The organism is Jiella sp. M17.18, from assembly GCF_041027365.1.
GTDB lineage: Bacteria > Pseudomonadota > Alphaproteobacteria > Rhizobiales > Rhizobiaceae > VKMB-3413.
On record NZ_JBFTEH010000022.1, the window covers coordinates 1 to 19429 of the forward strand.

Below are 19429 nucleotides of genomic sequence, written 5' to 3' on the forward strand. Positions count from 1 at the left end.
GGACAGGAACCGGTCCACGTGGCTGTCGAATTCCTCGACGGACCGTTCCTGTCGAAGCTGGCGTCGGACTTCCTGATCCGGAACCCGCGGTTCTCCTGGACCGGGCATCTCGGCCCTCATGAAGCCGCGTTTCCGCTGGCGACCGACGGCACAGACATCGGTTATCTGCTCTGGACGGTGCAGCAGCCGGGAATGAAAGTGCTTGACCGGATGGTGCCGATCTTGGCGGGGGCAGGGACGGTCATCCTCGTGCTCGCCGGGCTCCTCCTGTTCCGACTTTACCGCACAACCCGGAAGCTCGTCAGTTCACAGAGGCAGATCGAGCATATGGCGCATCACGACGCGCTGACCGGCCTCGCGAACCGCTTCTCCTTCGATCAGCGACTTGAACAACGGCTTCAGGAGTTCGAGCAGACGAAGCGAAGCTTCGCGGTGCTCTATCTGGATCTAGATCGCTTCAAGGACGTCAACGACACCCTCGGCCACCAGGCCGGTGACGAACTGATCCGCCAGGTGGCGGCGAGGCTGCTTTCGTTGGTCTCCGGCGAAGACATGGTCGCGCGGCTGGGCGGTGACGAGTTCGCGGTTCTGCGAGACGCGGTCACCGACCGAATGGAGATTGAAGTTCTCTCACGCCGCATCGTCGAGGCCATTCAGAGCCCGTTCGAGGTGGCCAAGCAACAGGTGGTCATCGGAATCTCGATCGGCGTCGCCATCGCCTTCCGGGATACGCTGACACAGCTTGATCTGGTTCGCCGGGCGGACGTGGCTCTGTACCGCGTGAAAAAGTCCGGCCGGAGCGGCTACGTCATCTTCGAAGAGCAGATGGAACGGCTTAAGTTCGGTGAAGCGGTTCGGGAGGTGCCGAGGCTGGGATAGCATCAGTCCCCCGCCTAGTCCCATTCCGTCTCGGCGATATACACGGCGGCCGGGCACCTGAAACAACTTGTGACACCCGACGCTGACATCCTTCGGCGCTTCTTCCGCCTCTGCCTTGTTTACCCGAGGCGGAACGTCCCCTACGCCTCGGAAAAGGACAGCAGAAGCAGCTCGGCGGTTGCATCCTTCCGCCGAGATGTTTCTGTGTCCGTCACGTTCTGGGACGTTTGGTTCCCTCCCTGAAGCTGGCGACGAAAGAAATGGCGCCCCATCAGGTCGGATGCTAATCGATAAGAAGCATTCGACTGCCGGAGCACGTGGTGGCCGCCGATCCTACCCTTTGTCATCCCCCTGAGCCTCCGGAGGGGCTTCTTCAGACAATTCTCTCCAGCGCCGTCGATTATGCTGTTGTCGCGCTCGATGATGCAGGTACCGTCGTCTTCTGGAGCAAGGGAGCGCAGCGGCTTTTCGGCTGGACTGCCGCGGAAATCGTAGGCCATTCGGCCAACCGGCTCTTCATGCCCGACGATCAGGCGATCGGCGTCCTGGCGGCGGAGATGCAGGCCGCGCGGGAACGTGGCCGCGGTGCCGACGACCGTTGGCATGTGCGTAAGGACGGCAGCCGCTTCTGGGCGCGAGGAGAGGTGCTGCCCCTGATCGACCACGCGAACCGCAGGATTGGGTTCGTCAAGATCGTCCGGGATCGGACGGCGGAATGGAGGCTTGCCCAGGAGAAGGAAGCCGCCGCGCGTGCGACCGAAGATGTGGCGCTACGCCTGCGACTGGCCATGGTCGCCGGGCGCATGGCGAGTTTCGAGCTCGAGCTCGGAACGGACATCTTGCACGGATCTCCTGAACTCAACCGCATCCTAGGCTATCCGGAGGACGCAGCCCCCTCGGCCGAGCAGATCCGCCAGAATTTCTACCCGGGCGAACGGGAGCGGCTGCAGGCTCTGTCGGTTGATCTACCCCCAGACGAAGCTCGCTTCATCGAAGTCGAATTCCGGTACATCCGGCCGGACACCCGCCAGGTCCGTTGGCTGTGGCTGCGGGCGGAAATCCAGCAGTCGGGGGCGCAGCAGCGCTACCTCGGTGTTCTTTTTGATATTTCCGATCGTAAGTTCGCCGAGCAGGCTCGGCAGGAGAGCCAGACCCGTCTCCAAATGGCAATGGAAGCCGGGCGGATGGCGGTCTGGGATTACGACATTGCAACGGAGACTGTGACGGGCTCGGCCGAGCTGAACCGACTGCTGGGGGTCAGCCTGGATCACAACCTTTCCATCGAAGAAATTCGAGCCAACTACTACGACGGTGATCTGGAGAGGGTCCGCCAGGAAGCGCAGGCCCGCCTGGCGCGAGGCGAACGCTTCATCCAATCTGAATACCGCTACCAATGGCCTGACGGATCTGTTCACTGGCACCTTCTGCGCGCTGAAGTGCTGTTCTTCGGGGGAGCCCCCGTCAAGCTTGTCGGCATCGTGATCGACATCACCGATTGGCGACAAGCGGAAGAGGACCTGCGCCAGCGCGAAAAGGACCTTCAGGCGGCGCTGGCTGCCGGATCGCTCGCTCTTTACACCTTCAACAACGTCACCCGCGAACTAAACGGGTCACCGCGGCTGAACGAGATCTTCGGCTACCCGCCGCAGCATCGGCTGACGCTCGAGGACATGGCGGCGCGACACCACCCGGAGGATCTGGATCGCATCGCCCGGCAGTTCAGCACCGTGCTGGACCCCAACGTGCACAAGTTCGAGATGGAGTTCCGGCTGCTCATGCCGGACGGGACGGTCCGCTGGATCAACGCCCGCGGCGATTATTTGCGGGATGAACATGGTCGTGCCCTGCAGTCGCGCGGCATCATCATGGATGCGACCGATCGTAGGCAGTGGGAGGAACAGCAGCGGCTGCTGATTGGCGAGTTGAACCATCGCGTCAAGAACACCCTGGCTATCGTGCAAGCCGTGGCGCAGCAGACGCTCCGCTTCCATGACGATCCTGCGGAGGTTCAGGCGGCTCTGTTGTCGCGCATTAGTGCTCTCGCTAAAGCTCATGACGTTCTGACGCAGGAGCATTGGCGTGGAGGTGAGCTTTCCGAGGTTGTCGATCGCGCCCTACAGCCGTTCCAAGGCGAGGGCGCAAACCACGTAACGATCCGTGGACCGCGCATCCGGTTGCCGCCCCCAACCGTTCTTTCGCTGTCCCTGGCGCTGCATGAGCTGGCGACCAACGCCGTCAAATATGGCGCGCTCTCGACCTCTGCCGGACGTGTGTCGGTCGAATGGGAGCTCTCCCACCCCCGAGCGCCCCAGGTCGTCCTCACGTGGCGGGAAGCCTCCGGTCCGACCGTCACTCCTCCGACGCGGAAGGGTTTCGGGTCGCGGCTCCTGATGAGCGGCCTCGGCGCCGAGACGAATGCCGAGGTAGAACTCGCCTATCCCGAAACTGGTGTCGTCTGCACGATCCGCTTCACCCTGGCCTCCCAATGACCGGACGGCTGCGCCGAGGCCGTGGGGCAGGCGAACGACGCTGTGTTCTGCCATCCTCACCGGGAGACGAGTCCGCACCGGTCATTGACTGAGGCTGGCATCCGACTGGGTGCGGTTCATCACCGGCTTTTGGCCCGGGACATGAGACATGGTCTTGGTCCGGCTCGACAAATCGCCGCCCTTCACCTTGGTCTTGGTTTTCGATTTCGAGAACGTGCCCCCGTCGTGAGCCATTGCTTTCGAATGAGCGTTCAACTTGAACGGGTTGGCATTGACCTTGGTCTGGCTCTTGGCCTTCCCTCCAGCCGAGGCGGCGCTGCCTCCAGAACCGATCGATGCGGCATAGTCGCCGTTATCACTGGTAGAAGCACCTGCGGTCCCCAGCGTGGAAGCAGACGTAACGCCCGCCGCGGCCGATCCTGCGGATCCAACAGTTGCCGCGTCGTCTGCGTGAGCAGAAATCGGAAGGGCGCAGAGCGACAGTATCGCGAGCACGGATAATGTCTTCATTGGTTTTACCTCAGTGGGTTGTTATCACACAGTCGCCATCCGACGATGTGGTCACGGTGACGCCGCCACTGCCGCTGGTCGAGTACGTCGACGAGGACGTCGAGGTCGATGAATCGTTACCGCGGTTCGTCACCGTCACACTTTGACCATTGCCGCTGTTCGAGGTCGTCACCTGACCGTTGCCCGCCGTGACGGAGGTCTGCGGCTGCCCAGGCAAAGTGGTTGAGCCCGACACCGTGCCGTTTCCGGCAGTGACTCTGCTTCCGATTTGTGAACCGGACATATCGTTCGCACCTCCGCCGCTGTGATCGCCTTGGTGGATCACGCGGCAGCCGTCGCGCATTTCAACACCATTCTGGTCTTCGGCTGAAGCATGCCCGGCGAGCACAAGACTGCCGAGGGTTACGCCGCAGGCACCGATCCATGTCGATATCTGACCCATGAGAGTCTCCCTGGTCGTGAGGGTGGGTCGGCCCGCTGGGCCGACCCACATCATGGCTGGATCAGCACTTGTTCTTCTTCGCCTGACCCGGAGGGCAGCTCTTGTTGGAAGTGTCATCCTGAGCCGCGCCTGCCGCCGAACCGCCGGTGCCGACCGAGGAGGACGACATGCCGTCACCGGCCGAGGTGCCGCCGGTTCCGAGGGTCGAGGCCGAGCCGGAGCCGTCATCGCTTCCCGATCCCGCTGCCGATCCGCCGGTGCCGACAGACGAAGACGACGTGCCGCCGCCAGCCGAGGTGCCGCCCGTGCCGAGGGTTGAGGCCGAGCCGGAGCCGCCATCGCTTCCCGAGCCCGCAGCCGAGCCGCCAGTGCCTACGGAGGACGACGACGTGCCGCCGCCTGCGGACGTCCCGCCGGTGCCCAGTGTCGAGGCGGAACCCGAACCATCACCCGATCCCGCTGCCGAACCGCCGGTGCCGATCGAAGAGGACGACATGCCGCCGCCGACCGACGTGCCGCCGGTGCCGAGGGTCGAGGCGGAACCGGAGCCCGAGCCGTCCCCTGAGGAGGCGCTGGAGCCCCCCGTACCGATCGTGCTGGATGACGTGCCGTTTTGGATGGTCGTTCCGCCGGTGCCGAGGGTCGAGGAGGATGACTGGGCCCAAGCGCCAGCCGCGGTTCCGGCAACAAGCAGAGTCGCCAGCGCGGTCGTGTGTAGAAGCTTCATAGGATGCTCTCCCTGGTTGATCTCTTGGCTCGCGCCAAGATAGGCCTGAACAACCTGGGCAGAACGACTGCGGTTGCATCTTAATTGGCTATGACACGAAATGACCTTTATTTAAGGCGGTCAGTCTCGCCAGTTGCATGCTGCAGTGCAGCAATTCTAGTTTGTCGTTAGTGCCCGCTTTGCCTCACTTGCCCAGCCTCGGAGATTCCTCGGCCCAATGATGCCTCCAACCCGAATGCCGGCTATGGGAGACCTGCTGCTTCTGGGCAGCCTTGGGGGGCTTATCGCGATCGCGGCGCTGGCCGCTATCGTCTACGTGCTGGTGTAGATGACCGATCCAGAAGGTCGGGACTTACCGGTGGCTCGAGGGCGTCCTGTTCATGGAACGATGAGTCGCGAATGGCTCCGCACCGGAAGCGGGCCCGGAAATGCCGCATGCGCTCGCGCCGCGAGATCCTTCTCATGCCGCCGGAAGAAGATCAGGCCGGCCGCAGCGAAAAAGATTCCGACCGCGAGAAGCCCGTAGCCCACCGGCCCGGCGATCCTGTCGATGGCTTCCCCGAAGACATAGGCGCCGCCGCCGAACAGCGCCGCCCAGGTCCCGCCGCCGAGGGCGTTCATCAGCAGGAACTTCGACCAGGCCATGCGGTTGGCGCCGGCGAGATGCGCCGCGAAGGCCCGGAGAAAGGCGATGAACCGGCCGAAGAAGACGATCTTCCCGCCATGCCGCAGGAACAGGTACTGGCCGATCTTCAGCCGCGCCTCGTCGAGCCGGATGAAGCGGCCGTAGCGCGCCAGCAGCTTGAAGCCGATGGTCCGCCCGATGAGGTAGCCGAGGTTGTCGCCGAGGATGGCCGCCAGGGCTGCCACGCCGATGACGGACGCAATGCCGAGCTTGTGGGTCGTCCCGGCATAGAGGGCCGCGGAGATCAGCGCCGTCTCGCCGGGCAGCGGCAGGCCCATGCTCTCCAGCATGACCAGCGCGAAGACCAGCCAGAGGCCGTAGGTCTGCACCAGGTCCTGGATCGGCGCGGAGGTCAGAACGTGCAGGGCGGCCTCCTACAGGATCCCGGTGACGAAGCGGTCGGGCCGCGTTCCCTCGCGGTATGCCTCCTGGACGAACAGGGAGGCGATAATACCCGTCGCCATCCCGCCGAGGACATCACTGGCATAATGGGTGCCGACATAGACGCGCGAGAACGCGACAAGCACCGCGGCCGCAAGAAAGGCTCAGCCGCGGCGGGTCATGCCATGCGACAGGAAGGCCGCGGCGATGGCGAAGGTCGCGGTGGCATGGTCCGAGGGAAAGGAGAAGTCGCCGCTCCGCGCGACGAGGAGATGGGTGACGCCGGCATCGTAGGGCCGCGTGCGGAAGATCTGGGCCGGGGCAGACCGTGCCCTTCAGCCGGTCGACGGTCACTGGCACCGTGTCCCAATCCGCGAAGCGTTTTCAGCGCCTATGTGCTTCGTCGCTACTCTACGAGCGTGATTGCCGCGCTTGAGACGATGTCGCGGCCCCCAATCGCCTCGCACTGGGAGCCGAGCGAGGAATTGCCGCTGAGCTCGACGGTATAGGCGACGATCTGCGTGCAGGCGTCGGTCGTCGCCGAATTGCCGCGATAGGTGATCCCCGAGGCCGGCGTGTAGACCGCCCCCTGCAGCACCGAATCGGACGTGCCGGCAAGAGTGTGGTCGATGCCGGTCTGGTCCCGGCCTCCGAAGAACAGGATGCCGGCGAAGGGGCCGGTGGTCGGTGCCGACAGGTTCAGCGAGGCGTTTCCCGTCAGCTTGAGCTGCGCGCCGCCGGTCAAGTAGAAGGTGACGCCCGATCCGATGAGCTGCGCCATCGAGCCGTTCACGGTGAAGTCGCCGCCATCGATGATGTAGAGGCCGGGCTCGAACGTCGTGTCGCCCTTGATGCTGAGGCCGCCGCAGAAGCGCATGGCCTTCACCCCGCTGGGGTGGTTCTCGACCGGCGTCAGCGTCGTTATGCCGTGTGTGTTGCCGACATTTTTGCCGTTGCACGTTCCTTGGTTCGCCGGTTCCGCGACATAGCGATAGGGATCGGCGATGACGGCCGCGTTCTCGCGAATCGCGTCGCAGACGGACAGGGTGAGCCCCGCCGTGGTGACGGCGCCTCCCACCGAATAGATGCAGTCGGCCGAGAGCTGTCCGCTCCCGCCCATTGAGAAGGCGTCCGGCGCGTTCGAATCGGATGCGACGTCGCAGCCCTCTAGCGTCACCGTCGTCGATCCCCAGACCGTCACCGCGCCCGAAGCCGTCGGCGCCAGCGCGAGGATGCAGGCCTTCGAGCCCTCCGAGATCTTCGCCACCGCGCGTGCGCTCAAGGTGAGGGGGGTGTCGTCGAAGATCGCCGAGAGCAGCCGTGGCTGGACCTCGGCGACGACCACCTCGACGCTGCTCGCATCCCCCGCCAGCGCTCCGGCGGTCGCGGGCGAATTTGTCACGAAGCCGGTGTCGGCGCCGGCAAAGCCGCTCTCGCGTGCGATGTGGAGCGCGCTCGCCTGCATGTCCGAAAGGTCGGCGCCCGAGCGCTTGCGCACGGCGGCGGCATGCACGGCGACGTCGGCGGCGTTCTGCAGCGCGCGCTGCTTGTAGTACCAAACGCCAGTCTCGGCTCCGAGCGCGATGCCGGCGACGACGATCGGCAGCATGAGGGCGGCCAGGACGCTGACCGAGCCGCGCCGGTCGGCGAGCGCCTCCTTGATGCACCGGAAGAGGCGGGCAGTCATTTCGCGCCCATGATGCGGATGATGCTCGGCGTCAGGATGATCGCGAAGAGCACCGGCAGGAAGAAGACGATCATCGGCACGGTCAGCTTGGGCGGCAGGGCGGCCGCCTTCTTCTCGGCCTCGGCCATCCGCATGTCGCGGTTCTCCTGGGCCAGCACCCGCAGCGCCTGGCCGACCGGGGTGCCGTAGCGTTCGGCCTGGATCAGCGCGGTCATCACCGCCCGCACGCCCTCGAGCCCGGTGCGTTGCCCGAGGTTTTCGAGCGCGCTGCGCCGGTCCTGCAGATAGGACAGCTCGGCCGTCGTCAAGTTCAGTTCCTCGGCAAGCTCCACCGACTGCAGGCCGATCTCCTCAGACACCTTGCGAAAGGCGCCCTCGACGTTCATGCCCGCCTCGACGCAGATCAGCATGAGGTCGAGCGCCTCCGGCCAGGCGCGGCGGATCGAGGTCTGCCGCTTCCCGATACGATTCTTGATGTAGATCCGCGGCGCCTGATAGCCGAGGACGGCCGCCGCCAGCGCGGCCGCGAGCGCTGTTGGAACGGTGAACGCCAGGACCAGGATCGCATAGGACAGGGCCAGGACCGCGAAGGCGCCCGAGGCGATCACCCGCGCGGCGAGAAAGCGGATCATCGGACCGCGGCCGCGATAGCCGGCCATGCGCAGCATTTTCGCCATCTCGCCGTCCTCGACCTTGGAGGACAGGTTCAGCCGGTCGACGATGATCTGGTAGAGCCGCTTCGGCGGTTCGCGCAGCAGCCCCTCGCGCCGGTTGGAGAGCTGCGCTCGCTCGCGCGTGCGGATCTCCTCGCGCTCGGTGTCCACCTGGCGCATGCGCTCGGCCAGCCTGTCGGGGGCGAGATAGGGCCAGGCGACGGTGACGATGGCGAGCGAGGCCGATACGCCGGCAAGCGCGGCGGTCAGCATTTCGCTGTCTGGCAGGAACGAGAGCATGGGCATCGACCTTCAGAAATCGAACGAGATCATCTTGCGCATGACCATGACGCCGATCATCATCCACACGCCGCATATCGCCAGTACGATGTTGCCGATCCGCTCTTCGAAGAGCAGCATGATGTATTCACGGTTCGACAGATAGACGAGTCCGGCGACGATCAGGGGCAGAGCACCGATGATCATGCCGGAAGTCTTCGCCTCGGTGCTCATCGCGCTGATCTTTGCGCGCATCTTCTTGCGCTCGCGCAAGACTTTCGAGAGGTTGCCGAGGGATTCCGACAGGCTGCCGCCGGTGCGGCTCTGGATGCCGATCACGATCGAGAAGAAGTTGGTCTCCGACAGCGGCACGCGCTCGGCGAGCCGCTGGATCGCCTCCTGGATCGATATGCCGATGGTCTGATCCTCGACAACGATCTTGAATTCGCTGCGTACGGGTTCCTCGGCCTCGGAGGCGATGATGCGCAGGCAGTCGGTGAGCGGCAGGCCGGACTTGACGCCGCGAACGACGACGTCGACCGCCGAGGGAAAGAAGTTCGAGAACCGCTTCAGACGCCGGGCCCGGCGAAAGTTCACAACGAGATGCGGGATGAGGAGGCCGCCGGCGAGCCCAAACCCTGCGGCGGCAGTGGGTTTCAGGCCGAGCGCCATCGCCGCGGCCGTCACAGCGAGACCGGCGATGCCGCAGACCATGAAATAGAAGCGCTTCGACCAGGTCAGCTCCGCCTGCTTGAGGCGCCGCGCCAGGCTTGGCTTGGGCGCCTTGCGCCGCGCGCCGGCCCGCTGCCTCTCCTCGATCTCGTGCAGCGTGTCCTCAATCGAGCGCCGGCGCGATGCCGCCTCGCCGGCGGTTCCCCCGCGGGCGGCCGCTTTCTGCGCGGCGATCTCGGCAAACCGCGTCCGGTAGGCGCGGCCGCTGCGCGAGGGCGCGCCGACGACCGCCAAGGCTGTGCCGCCAAAGGCGAACACCGAGAGAAGGCCGACCATCACGGCATGCCAGTCGAGACCAGGAACGGGCATCACGCAGCGAGCCCTCCCTTTTCGGCGGCGTCGAGCGCGGCCGCGAGGCGCTTCTCCTCGTTGTAGTAGCGGGCCCTCTCCCAGAAGGCCGGACGGCCGACGCCTGTCGAGCGGTGCTTGCCGACGATCTTGCCTTTCGCGTCCTCGCCGAGGATGTCGTAGACGAAGAGGTCCTGGGTCGTGATGACGTCGCCCTCCATGCCGAGCACCTCGGTGATGTGGGTGATGCGGCGCGAGCCGTCGCGCAGGCGCGTCGCCTGGATGATGACGTCCACCGAGCCCACGATGATCTCGCGCACGGTGGTTGCCGGGAGGGTGAAGCCGCCCATGGCGATCATCGATTCCATGCGCTTGAGGCATTCGCGCGGACTGTTGGAGTGGATCGTGCCCATCGAGCCGTCATGGCCGGTGTTCATCGCCTGCAGAAGATCGAAGACCTCCGGCCCGCGCACCTCGCCGACGATGATGCGCTCGGGGCGCATGCGCAGGCAGTTCTTGACGAGGTGGCGCATGGTGATCTCGCCCTCGCCCTCGATGTTCGGGGGCCGGGTCTCGAGGCTGACGACGTGGCGCTGCTGGAGCTGCAGTTCGGCCGAGTCCTCGCAGGTGATGATGCGCTCGTCCGGATCGATGTAGCGGGTGAGGCAGTTGAGCAGCGTCGTCTTGCCCGAGCCGGTGCCGCCCGAGATGATGACGTTGCAGCGCACCCGGCCGATGATCTCCAGAATGGTGGCGCCCTCCGGCGAGATCGCGCCGAATCGGACGAGCTGGTCGAGGGTCAGCTTGTCCTTCTTGAACTTGCGGATGGTGAGCGAGGGGCCGTGAATCGCCAGCGGCGGCGCGATGACGTTGACGCGGCTGCCGTCCTCGAGCCGGGCGTCGCAGATCGGGCTCGCCTCGTCGACGCGCCGGCCGACTTTCGAGACGATGCGCTGGCACACGTTCAGGAGCTGATCATTCGAATGGAACCGGATGTCGGTTTCCTGTACCTTGCCCCCGACCTCGATGAAAATCGGATCGCAACCATTGACCATGATGTCGGCGATGTCGTCGCGCGCGAGAAGCTGTTCGAGCGGGCCGTAGCCGAGGACGTCGTCGCAGATCTCTTTGACCAGGGCGTCCTGCTCGACGATCGAGATCTGCACCTTCTTGGCGCCGATGATCTCGGTGACGATGCCGACGATTTCCTGACGCGCGTCGTCCGGGTCCATCGTGGAGATGACCGAGACGTCGATCGCGTCGACCAGCGCCGCGAAGATCTGCCGTTTCAGGTCCTGATACTTGCCGGAATTTGCGGCCTTCTTTTCGGGGCGCAACTCGCGGACGGGTGCCACCTCGACCGGCTCGGCCGGCACGGGAACGGCGTCGGCGAGGGGAACGGGATAAGGGGCCAGATCGTCGTCGAGCTTCTTTCCGAACACTACCGCCTCCGATGCGGGCCGACAGCCTGCCGTCCCGTTTCACCTCAGGCATTCGCGCGTCAGCCCTTCGGGGATTGGAAGACGCGTGTTTCATCCTGATCGGAAGACAACCTAATTCGATTGCATTTTCAGTGCCGTGAACCCCATCGGTACAATTCGACGGATCGTGGCGAAAGGCTCTGTCCATCCCGAGCATTGCCATCTGGCGGAAGAGGGGCGAGTGGACGTCATCGCCCGCTCCCGATCACCTGATTCCTCTACGAACGCGCCCGCTACAGCCGGCTATTTCACGGGGATCTTGCGGGCGACGTCGAGGGTGATCGTGCCGTCCAGCGCGGGGACGAGGAGAAAGGTGAACGGATAGGTGACGCTCAGCGTGCGAAAATTCGTGCCGCCGCCCGTCTGGGTGCCGACGGCGATCTGGAGCTGCGCGGGATCGCCGCTGGAAAAGGCGTCTCGTACGGCCTGTTCGAGATCGGCGTCGGACAGGCCGGGGTCGACCAGCACCCGCCGGCTTGCGACGCCCGCCGCATAGCCGAGATCGTTGCGCGCGTTCAGCGCTCGGCCGAAGTCCAGTATCCCGAAGATGACGAGCAGCAGCGGCAGGCAGACGATCGCGAATTCGACCGCCGTCGCGCCCGCCTCGTCGCGGCCGAACCGGCGCAGGCGCGAGGCGGCCCCGCTCACCGGATCTGCACCTTGAGCCGCGCTCCGATCGCGAAGCTGGGAAGCGTCAGGCCGCTGTAGTCCTTCGTGGCCGAGAGTTCGTAGAAGGCGGCGGTCGGCGTGGAGCCCGCACAGGTCGTCGTCGCCGCGACGGCGGTATCCGGTGTCTCGGGGCAGGCATAGAAGCGCTCGACATCCAGCGAAAAGCCGTCCGCACCGGGCGTCTGGGGCGCGGCCACGACGGTGAACTGCGGCGCCGCGCTCGCCTCGACGGCGTCAAATACCGGCCCCGTGCCCGGGTCGGCCAACGCGATCTCCGCGCCCGTGCGCAGCGCCTGGTCCATGCCCATCCGCTCGCCGATGGCAAAGCCGATATCGGTCATGGCCAGGAGCGCGAAACACAGGACCGGAACGATCAGAGCGAATTCGATGGCGGCGACGCCCTCGCAGGATCGAGCGAAACCGGCCATGCCTCCGGAACCGGCCGGGCTCATCCCCGCGCCCGCCGCCTGAACAGCCGGGCGAGCCCCGCCGCCGGCCTGTCGCGCTTCTCGCTTTCCTCCTCGACGAGTCTCCCGGCAAAGCGGGCGATCGCGCGCATGGCCGGCGATCGGGCCGTGGCCTCGCCGATCATCCGCCCGTCGTTCGAGGCGCGGCCGAAGAGCGGCGCATCGAAGGCCAGCGCCAGATCCGGCTCGACCCCGGCGGCCTTGGCGAATTCGGCCGGCTTGATCTCGGGTCGCTTGGGCAGACCCACCTGGTTGAGCAGCAGTCGGGCGGCACGGTCGTTCGGGCGCGCTGCCGCCAGTTGCGCGGCGATGCTCTTGAAGTTGCGCAGACCCGCAAGGTTCGGCGCTGCGGTGACGGCGATCTCGTCGGCATCGATCAGAATATGCCTCACCCAGGGCGCCCAGTGGTGCGGCAGGTCGAGGATGGTCATCTTCGCCGTTGCCCGGCAGAGTTCCAGAAGCCGGTCGAGCGCCGAGCCGCGCGGCTCGAAATGCTCGGCGAGCGCCAGCGACGGGGTAAGGATGGAGAGCCGGTCGCCGCGATGGGCGACCATCCGCTCCAGAAGCACCTCGTCGAGCCGTTCGACGTCGCGCAGGACTTCCGCGAGCCCGTCCGTCGCCGGCAGGTCGAAGTCGAGGCCGGCGGTGCCGAAGGCGAGGTCGAGGTCGATCAGGATGGCGTCGCAGTCGTGGTCGTTGGCGAGCGACCAGGCGACATTGTGGGCGAGCGTCGACGAGCCGGCCCCGCCGGACGCGGCGAAGAAGGCGCAGACCTTGCCGGCAGGGCGCGCGACGTCGCGCTGGCACAGCCGGCCGATCGCCTGGATCAGGGTCGGCGTGTCCACCGGCATGGCCAGATATTCGCTGATGCCCTGTTCGAGCAGGGTCCGGTAGAGGCCGATATCGTTCTTTCGGCCGACGACGATCACCCGCGTGCTCTGCAGGCAGACCTCGGAAAGCCTCTGCAGCTCGCCGAACAGGCGCTCCTCGTCGTCCTGGCTTTCGACGACGACGAGGCTCGGTGTGCGGGCCTTGCGATAGATCTCGACGGCGGCATCGATGCCGCCCCGGTGGAGCGTCATGCGCATCCGCCGCAGGCGGCGGTCGCGCTCGGCGGCCGCAGCGCATTCGGCAAAGGCCTCGCTGTCGGCGAAGACAGCCATTTCGACGCGGGGGAGCGCACCGCTCGGCTCCGGCGCGGCGCTGTCCGGCGGCGCCGGGACGCCGGCTGGCGGGCTGGCAGCCTCTGTGGCCTGCGGGGTCGTATCGGCGTCGAGGCTCATCGGACCTCGGATGATGCTTGCGGCCAGGCCGTATGGGCCGAAACCGTGACGACCTCCACGGCCCGGTCGCGGCGCACGGTGACCGTGTGCCGCGTCGGAGCGGGCGCCGACGCCACCGCCCCGTCCATGGCGGAGCGAAGCGCCAGGGTCAGGGTGCCAGACGCCGCGGCTGCGGTGATGGTCTCGACCTGGCCGATATCGAGTTCGAGTGTCGCCGTGCGACCGACCACGGCTTTCTGATCGCTCTTGGCGTTGCTCTCCTGGCTCTGATCGACGGCAAGCACGCGCACGTCCTGGAGGATCACGCGGCTTGTGCTGACGGGTTGGCCGCTGGCCGCACCCTTGGACGTGGTCGTATGGATGACGTCGACGCGGTCGTTCGGCAGGACGAAGCCGCCGGCCGTCGCCTCGGCCGAGACCCGGACAGCGACGGCGCGCTTGCCCGACGGCAGGACGGTCGCCATGAATCCGGCGCCCGGCGCGGCGAGAGCGTCCTGGCTGAGCGGGTCGCCCTTGCGCAAGCGCTGGCGCGCGCGCGAATTCGCCAGCGTTTTGAGCGCGCCCGGATGAGTCGAGCGTGCGATGAAGCTCGGCGCGAGCGCCGCCGCCGGCCAGGCCTTCCAGCGCAGATCGGCCGGCTTGATCTCCTCGCCGGCCGCGACGTCGGCCGCCGCGACGAGGATGTCGGAAGTCGCCACGGGTCTTTGCTCGGCCACGACGGCCGGCTTCTCCTTCGGCGGGGTCCCGGCCACGCTGAGCCAGGCGGCGACGCCTCCCGAACCGAGAGCTGCCGTCAGGATGAGATAGCGGATCATCGCGACCGTCGTGCCAGAGGTGTGGCCTTCGAAGAGTTCAACAGCATTTGCAGAATCTAGCCGGTTTCGATTGTCCGCCGGTTAAGATGCCCGATCGAATTCCACGCATCTTTGCCGGCCGGCGGATGCCGCCTACGGCGTCGCCGGAGCCGGTTCGCTGGACGTCGTTGCGCCACTGCCGGCCGCCGTCGCGTCGCCGCCGGCAGCAGTCTTGCCGGTCAGGTATTGCCGCTGGGCGCGCGCCGCGACCGCTCCGGCGGTGCGAATCTCGGTCACGTCGCGATAGGGAGGAAAGGCGTCGACCCTCTGGATCGCGAGATTGGCCGCGTTGGCATCGCCCGCGCCGGCATAGATCTTGTCGCTGTGGTCGACATATTCGGCACAGCCGCCGAGAAGGACGAAGGCGGCGAGAACGGGTCCAACGTGCCGGGACGTCACTGCGACCTCCGATCGTCGAAATCGAGCATATGCCCGTAAGGCCCGGAGATGCCGGCGCCGGAGCGGATCGCATCGATCCCGCTCTTGTCGACTTCCAACAGGCCAAGAGCAAAGAGCTCGGTATCGTTCGAAGGCCGCGTCTCATCGAGCGGCGAGTGGATCGGCTCGCCGGGACCGGCCGGCCTGACGAGGCGCGGCGTCACCACGATGACGAGGTCGCTCTCCTGCTTCTGGAAGCTCGTGGAGCGGAACAGCGCGCCGAGCACCGGCAGGTTGCCGAGCCAGGGAAGCTGCTGGATCGTCTTGGCGTTCACCGTTTGCAAGAGGCCCGCCATCGCGAAGCTCTGGCCGTCGCGCAGCTCGATCACCGTCTGCGCCCGGCGCGAGGTGAAGCCGGGATTGCCGTTGACGTTGATGGCGCCGTCGATCTCGCTGACCTCGGTCATGACGCGCAGATTGATCAGGCCATCGGCGAGAACCGTCGGCAGGAACTCCAGCCGCACGCCGTAGGGGCGGTATTCGGTCTTGGCCGTCGCGACGCCGTTGGCGGCGGCAAGCGTCTGGATCGGCACCTCGCCGCCGGCGTGGAAGCTCGCCTTCTCGCCGCTGATCGTGGTCAGGTTCGGCTGGGCCAGCCGGCGGGCGAGGCCCTTCTTCTCCAGCGCGTTGATGATGACGTCGATGCGCAGGCCGGCATTCTGCAGGACATTGGCGACGAGCGTGCCGAAGGGCGTGCCCTGCGAATTGCGCTCGCCGTCATTGTCGAGATAGGTCGTCGGCTGCGCGGTGTTCGGGTCGGCATTGATGCGAAGCCGCGCGCCCGATGTGGCCACGAGACCCGCCCCGGCGTTGATCGCGCGGAAATTGACGCCGAGATCGCGCCCGGCGCTGCGCCGAGCTTCGAGAACCCGAACTTCCAGCGCGACCTGCTGCGCCTCGCGCACCGCGAGCGCGTTGATCACCGGGTCGTTCGAGAACTGCTGCGCGACATCGACGATCCGCTGGACATCCGGCGCGGACTGCACCGTTCCGCTGAGGGCGATGCGGTTGTTGACGTTCGTCACCCGGACGGACGCGCCGGGCACGGCGGTCCGGATCGCGGCCGCGACCTCGGACATGTCGAGGCTGACATGGGCGTCGACCACGCCGAGAAGCCTGTCGCCGCCGTCATAGATCGAGATGTTTGTGCGGCCGGCCGCAATGCCTTGGATGTAGAAGCCGCGGTCGGACAGCGGCACGACGTCGGCGATCTTGGCATCGCCGACGACGAGATTGGCAAATGAGCGGTCGGTGTTGATCGTCAGCGTCCTGCCGGGCGGGACGGAGATCCGCGACACCGAGCCATTGCCGATGGCGATCGAGCGCTGCTGCGCCAGGGCCGGACGAGGCGCGGCGAGCGCGGCGGCGAAGACTGCCAGCAACAGGCCAAGCAGGACCAGTCGTTCGGCTCGCCGCCGAGCGATCGTCCGCAATTTCCTGTTCGAACCGTTTCGCGACATTTGCCTCACCATTCCCACTGCAGGGGCATCAGGACCGGGCATGCCGTCGCGCGACGTCTCGCGACGGTGCTGCGCTTTGTCCGAAGGACGCCGGAATGGCGGTGGAGCACTTCGTCAAGCCGTCGGTGTCGCATTGAACATTCCAATCGTTGCGGCGGGCGGACCCCTGCAGCCCCCCCGCGCGCTCGTCATGACGGGACGGCTGAACCTCCGCCTTTCGTCCGACTGATGCGCGAAAGTGGTTAAGTGCCCGTCACCGCGGTTCAGCGGCGATGGGGACTGCGGCGGTTGGCGCCGACCGCCGCGAAATCGACGCGGCGATAGGCGACCGAACCGTCGGCAAGCTCCTGTCGCTCGAAACGCACCGCCCCGCGGACGGGTGCAGCCGTGGGGGCAGGCACGGCAGTCTCGACGGTCGGAGCCACGAGAGGAGCGGCGATTTCCTTGCGGTCGCTGGCTGTGGCCTTCTCGTTGCTCGACGCCGGTGCTGGAATGGTCAGATCGGCGATGGTGACGAGCATCCGGCTGAGGGATTCGTCGACATTGTTCGCCGTTCTGGCGGAGGCATGCGTAGCCTCCGAGACGTCCTGTCGCAGGCTGCCGAGGGTCTGGGCGACATCGTTAAGCCTGGCGTCGGAGCGGTCGGCATGCTGGCGGATCAGGCCGTCGACCTTGTCGGCGTTGCGCGCCATGTCGTCGCGCAGCCGCGCCTCCATGCCGTCGAGCGCATCGATCCGGCCGCTGATGCGCTCCAACGTCTGCATCGGACGCATCAGCGCGATCGTGACGATGGCGACGGTGAGCCCGGCGGAAAAGCCGGCTCCGCCGATAAACAGCACCGCCCGCGGCCCGACGAGGCTGTGGGCGAGGCGCTGGCGGGCGGATGCGCAGCCGCCGGCGTCCTGCCGCATGTCGTGCGCGGCTTCGCCGTTCTCCCGACCTGCCGTCGTCGCGATCATGAACCCACTCCGCACCGCGAACGCCTTGATCCGACGGGGTCGAAATCCGGCGATTTACCCAAACGCTTATCCATGCTGCCCGCCAGCCCGTCCCGCAGCGACGGATTCGGGTTCGATTACATGCCATAAGCCGGCGAACGACACCCCCGCGCCCCCGTGCGCGCGGCGTCGCGACGCCGAGCGGCGCTCCGTATGCGGCCCCGCCTCGGGCGTCATCGGCCGCCCGCCGCGTTCGCTCCGTTGCGCAGAAGCTGCATGTTGTTAGTGACGGTCGGATCGCCGGGCGCCAGTTGCCGGGCATAGGTCAGATAGATGTAGGCCTGCTTCAGATCGCCGCGCAGCAGGCGGGAATAGCCCATATTGTTGTAAAGCTCGGGCGTTCCGGGCTTCAGCTTCNCGGGCGCCAGTTGCCGGGCATAGGTCAGATAGATGTAGGCCTGCTTCAGATCGCCGCGCAGCAGGCGGGAATAGCCCATATTGTTGTAAAGCTCGGGCGTTCCGGGCTTCAGCTTCGCCAGCGCGCCGTAGGCTTGGTCGGCCGTGTCGAAGCGGCCGAGCTCGTCGGCCGAGGCGGCAAGGCCCAGCCAGGCCGAGGGGTTCTTTGGCTCTCTGTCGGCCACCCGCTTGTAGATGTCGTAAGCGAGGCCGTAATGCGCCGCACGAAACTGCCGCCTTGCGTCGGTCAGGCTCTCGCCGGTGCCGGCATCCGCCGTGGCGGGATAGCCGAGCAGCGATCGGCCAGACTCGCCGTCGAGACCGGAGGACTGGCAGGCGGTCAGGAATCCCGCCAGCGCGGCCACGGCCGAAAGGGCTCGGATCGTGATCATGCTTTGGTCCGGGTCCCGCGCTGCGTGCAAGAGGAGGAAGGGACGGGAGGCGCAACCGCACTCCCGGGCGTCGTCTTGCCCGCAAGCTAGCCCCGTCTGCTTAACGGGCTGTTGACGGCGCCAGGGCGGCAAAGGTCAGGGTTGCACCGGCCGTCGGTGCCGGACGGGGCGCAGGTCTCAGACGGAAGCGGAGGCATCGCCTGCGGGCGGTCAGAGCCGTCGTTAGAGCCGGGAGATGAGCGCCGGCAACATCGCGTCGCATCGTGCAATCTGGCGCATTGCGTCACCTGAGTTGTTCCTGAAGAGTACTCCATTGCATCATTAAAGGTGTTGGCCGCGCGGTTGTGTTCTGCGGGCAGGCACGAGACGGATCAGCATGTGCACACGAATTAGCTGCTGACTGCTGTTGCGGTATGATACCGTGGTGCGACCCGAGGGGAGAAGGGGCGGATCCTGACGGAGTTCGCGGAGATCTCCGGGTATCACCGCAAGCATACGGTGCGGCTCCTTCGGCGAGATCATATCGTGGATCGTTCAAAGCCACGATGAGGGCGTCGGGTTTATGGCGGGGCCGTACGAGAAGCTCTGGCTGTGCTTTGGGAAGCTTCTGATCGAAGCTGCGGGAAGCGGTTGAAGCCCCTCATTCCGCCGCTGATCCCGACGATGGAGCGGCACGGTCGTCTCACTCTTGAGGAGGCTTTACGTGGTCGGCTGTGTGAACTCAGTGCAGCCACGATCAATCGGGTTCTCGCTCCTGTCGGGCTGCTGGTTCGGGCCGGCGCCGCCTCCGCTCGGCTCAGGCCGGACAACGCGTTCGCCAGGGCTAAAAGCCGGCTCGCCACGCGACCATTCGTCTCCCGGCGCGCAAGCGCCCGCAATTCCGCCGCCGACAGAGCTTCGCTGATCCTCAACGCCATGCTCTTCCTCCTCTGCTCACAGAAGGGAATCTCACCAGCACCCGACAAGGAATCCCCGGAGAGTCAGATCAAGCGCCCGGCGGTATCCGAGGTCGGGGAGCAGCGCATTCTCGCGCTGCGACGAGACCGGCGGCTCGGCGTCAAGCGCCTACGCTACGAACTGATTGTCAAACGGCTTTGGAACGGGACCCCTCATCGGCGTCCAAACGGGGGTCTGACGCACTCTCGATGACGATCAGGCGGCGCCGAGCAGTCGGGCTTCGAGGAGATCGAGCTTGGCACGCCCGTACATCTGCCGCTTCACGAGCTTGAGCTTGTTCAC

Annotated in this window: 18 protein-coding genes and 2 pseudogenes; 2 read left to right on the plus strand and 18 right to left on the minus strand. The window is 66.2% G+C overall.

Annotated features, from left to right (window positions below; all coding sequences use genetic code 11):
• Positions 1-879: diguanylate cyclase (locus AB5S17_RS22480; RefSeq protein ID WP_369243427.1), on the plus strand; the 879-nt coding region annotated here is incomplete at its 5' end.
• Positions 880-1199: 320 nt separating this feature from the next.
• On the plus strand, positions 1200-3368 hold the full coding sequence (locus AB5S17_RS22485) for a PAS domain S-box protein (protein ID WP_369243428.1): 2169 nt from the start codon (positions 1200-1202) through the stop codon (positions 3366-3368).
• A gap of 81 nt (positions 3369-3449) precedes the next feature.
• On the opposite strand, the gene AB5S17_RS22490 is transcribed toward AB5S17_RS22485, so the two are convergent.
• From AB5S17_RS22490 to AB5S17_RS22575, 18 genes and pseudogenes are all read right to left on the minus strand, one after another.
• On the minus strand, positions 3450-3878 hold the full coding sequence (locus tag AB5S17_RS22490; protein WP_369243429.1) for a hypothetical protein: 429 nt from the start codon (positions 3876-3878) through the stop codon (positions 3450-3452).
• A 10-nt stretch (positions 3879-3888) separates the two neighbouring features.
• Positions 3889-4320, minus strand: coding sequence for a hypothetical protein (locus AB5S17_RS22495; RefSeq protein ID WP_369243430.1), 432 nt, complete (start codon positions 4318-4320; stop codon positions 3889-3891).
• Positions 4321-4381: 61 nt separating this feature from the next.
• Positions 4382-5047 carry a hypothetical protein gene (locus tag AB5S17_RS22500; protein WP_369243431.1) on the minus strand — a complete coding sequence of 222 codons (666 nt, stop codon included), beginning with the start codon at positions 5045-5047 and terminating at the stop codon, positions 4382-4384.
• Positions 5048-5425: 378 nt separating this feature from the next.
• Positions 5426-6061 (minus strand): DedA family protein, encoded by a 636-nt coding sequence (locus AB5S17_RS22505; protein ID WP_369243432.1) that lies wholly within the window; start codon positions 6059-6061, stop codon positions 5426-5428.
• Between the two features lie 45 nt (positions 6062-6106).
• Positions 6107-6424 (minus strand): annotated as a pseudogene (locus AB5S17_RS22510) (phosphatase PAP2 family protein); the annotation flags it as partial.
• Positions 6425-6519: 95 nt separating this feature from the next.
• Positions 6520-7800: a pilus assembly protein TadG-related protein gene (locus AB5S17_RS22515; RefSeq protein WP_369243433.1), complete on the minus strand. Its 1281-nt coding sequence runs from the start codon at positions 7798-7800 to the stop codon at positions 6520-6522.
• Entirely contained in the window at positions 7797-8759 is a 963-nt protein-coding gene (locus AB5S17_RS22520) for a type II secretion system F family protein (RefSeq protein WP_369243434.1), read from the minus strand. The genes AB5S17_RS22515 and AB5S17_RS22520 overlap by 4 nt, the downstream gene beginning before the upstream one ends.
• A gap of 6 nt (positions 8760-8765) precedes the next feature.
• Positions 8766-9773, minus strand: a complete 1008-nt coding sequence (locus AB5S17_RS22525) for a type II secretion system F family protein (RefSeq protein ID WP_369243443.1) — start codon at positions 9771-9773, stop codon at positions 8766-8768.
• A complete protein-coding gene (locus tag AB5S17_RS22530) occupies positions 9773-11107 on the minus strand; it encodes a CpaF family protein (RefSeq protein ID WP_369243444.1) in 1335 nt (444 codons plus the stop codon). The genes AB5S17_RS22525 and AB5S17_RS22530 overlap by 1 nt, the downstream gene beginning before the upstream one ends.
• Before the next feature lie 369 nt (positions 11108-11476).
• Positions 11477-11881: a TadE/TadG family type IV pilus assembly protein gene (locus AB5S17_RS22535; RefSeq protein WP_369243435.1), complete on the minus strand. Its 405-nt coding sequence runs from the start codon at positions 11879-11881 to the stop codon at positions 11477-11479.
• On the minus strand, positions 11878-12330 hold the full coding sequence (locus AB5S17_RS22540) for a TadE/TadG family type IV pilus assembly protein (protein ID WP_369243436.1): 453 nt from the start codon (positions 12328-12330) through the stop codon (positions 11878-11880). The genes AB5S17_RS22535 and AB5S17_RS22540 overlap by 4 nt, the downstream gene beginning before the upstream one ends.
• A gap of 20 nt (positions 12331-12350) precedes the next feature.
• Positions 12351-13652 (minus strand): CpaE family protein, encoded by a 1302-nt coding sequence (locus AB5S17_RS22545; protein ID WP_369243437.1) that lies wholly within the window; start codon positions 13650-13652, stop codon positions 12351-12353.
• Complete coding sequence (gene cpaB / locus AB5S17_RS22550) at positions 13649-14467, minus strand: Flp pilus assembly protein CpaB (protein ID WP_369243438.1); 819 nt, start codon at positions 14465-14467, stop codon at positions 13649-13651. The genes AB5S17_RS22545 and cpaB overlap by 4 nt, the downstream gene beginning before the upstream one ends.
• A gap of 132 nt (positions 14468-14599) precedes the next feature.
• The gene (locus AB5S17_RS22555; RefSeq protein ID WP_369243439.1) at positions 14600-14905 is read right to left on the minus strand and encodes a hypothetical protein; all 306 of its coding nucleotides are present in this window, start codon (positions 14903-14905) and stop codon (positions 14600-14602) included.
• Positions 14902-16377, minus strand: a complete 1476-nt coding sequence (locus tag AB5S17_RS22560; RefSeq protein ID WP_369243440.1) for a type II and III secretion system protein family protein — start codon at positions 16375-16377, stop codon at positions 14902-14904. The genes AB5S17_RS22555 and AB5S17_RS22560 overlap by 4 nt, the downstream gene beginning before the upstream one ends.
• Positions 16378-16667: 290 nt before the next feature.
• Positions 16668-17363, minus strand: coding sequence for a hypothetical protein (locus tag AB5S17_RS22565; protein ID WP_369243441.1), 696 nt, complete (start codon positions 17361-17363; stop codon positions 16668-16670).
• Between the two features lie 212 nt (positions 17364-17575).
• Positions 17576-18190: a tetratricopeptide repeat protein gene (locus tag AB5S17_RS22570; RefSeq protein ID WP_369243442.1), complete on the minus strand. Its 615-nt coding sequence runs from the start codon at positions 18188-18190 to the stop codon at positions 17576-17578.
• A 782-nt stretch (positions 18191-18972) separates the two neighbouring features.
• Positions 18973-19107 (minus strand): annotated as a pseudogene (locus tag AB5S17_RS22575) (IS630 family transposase); the annotation flags it as partial.
• Positions 19108-19429 lie beyond the last annotated feature (322 nt).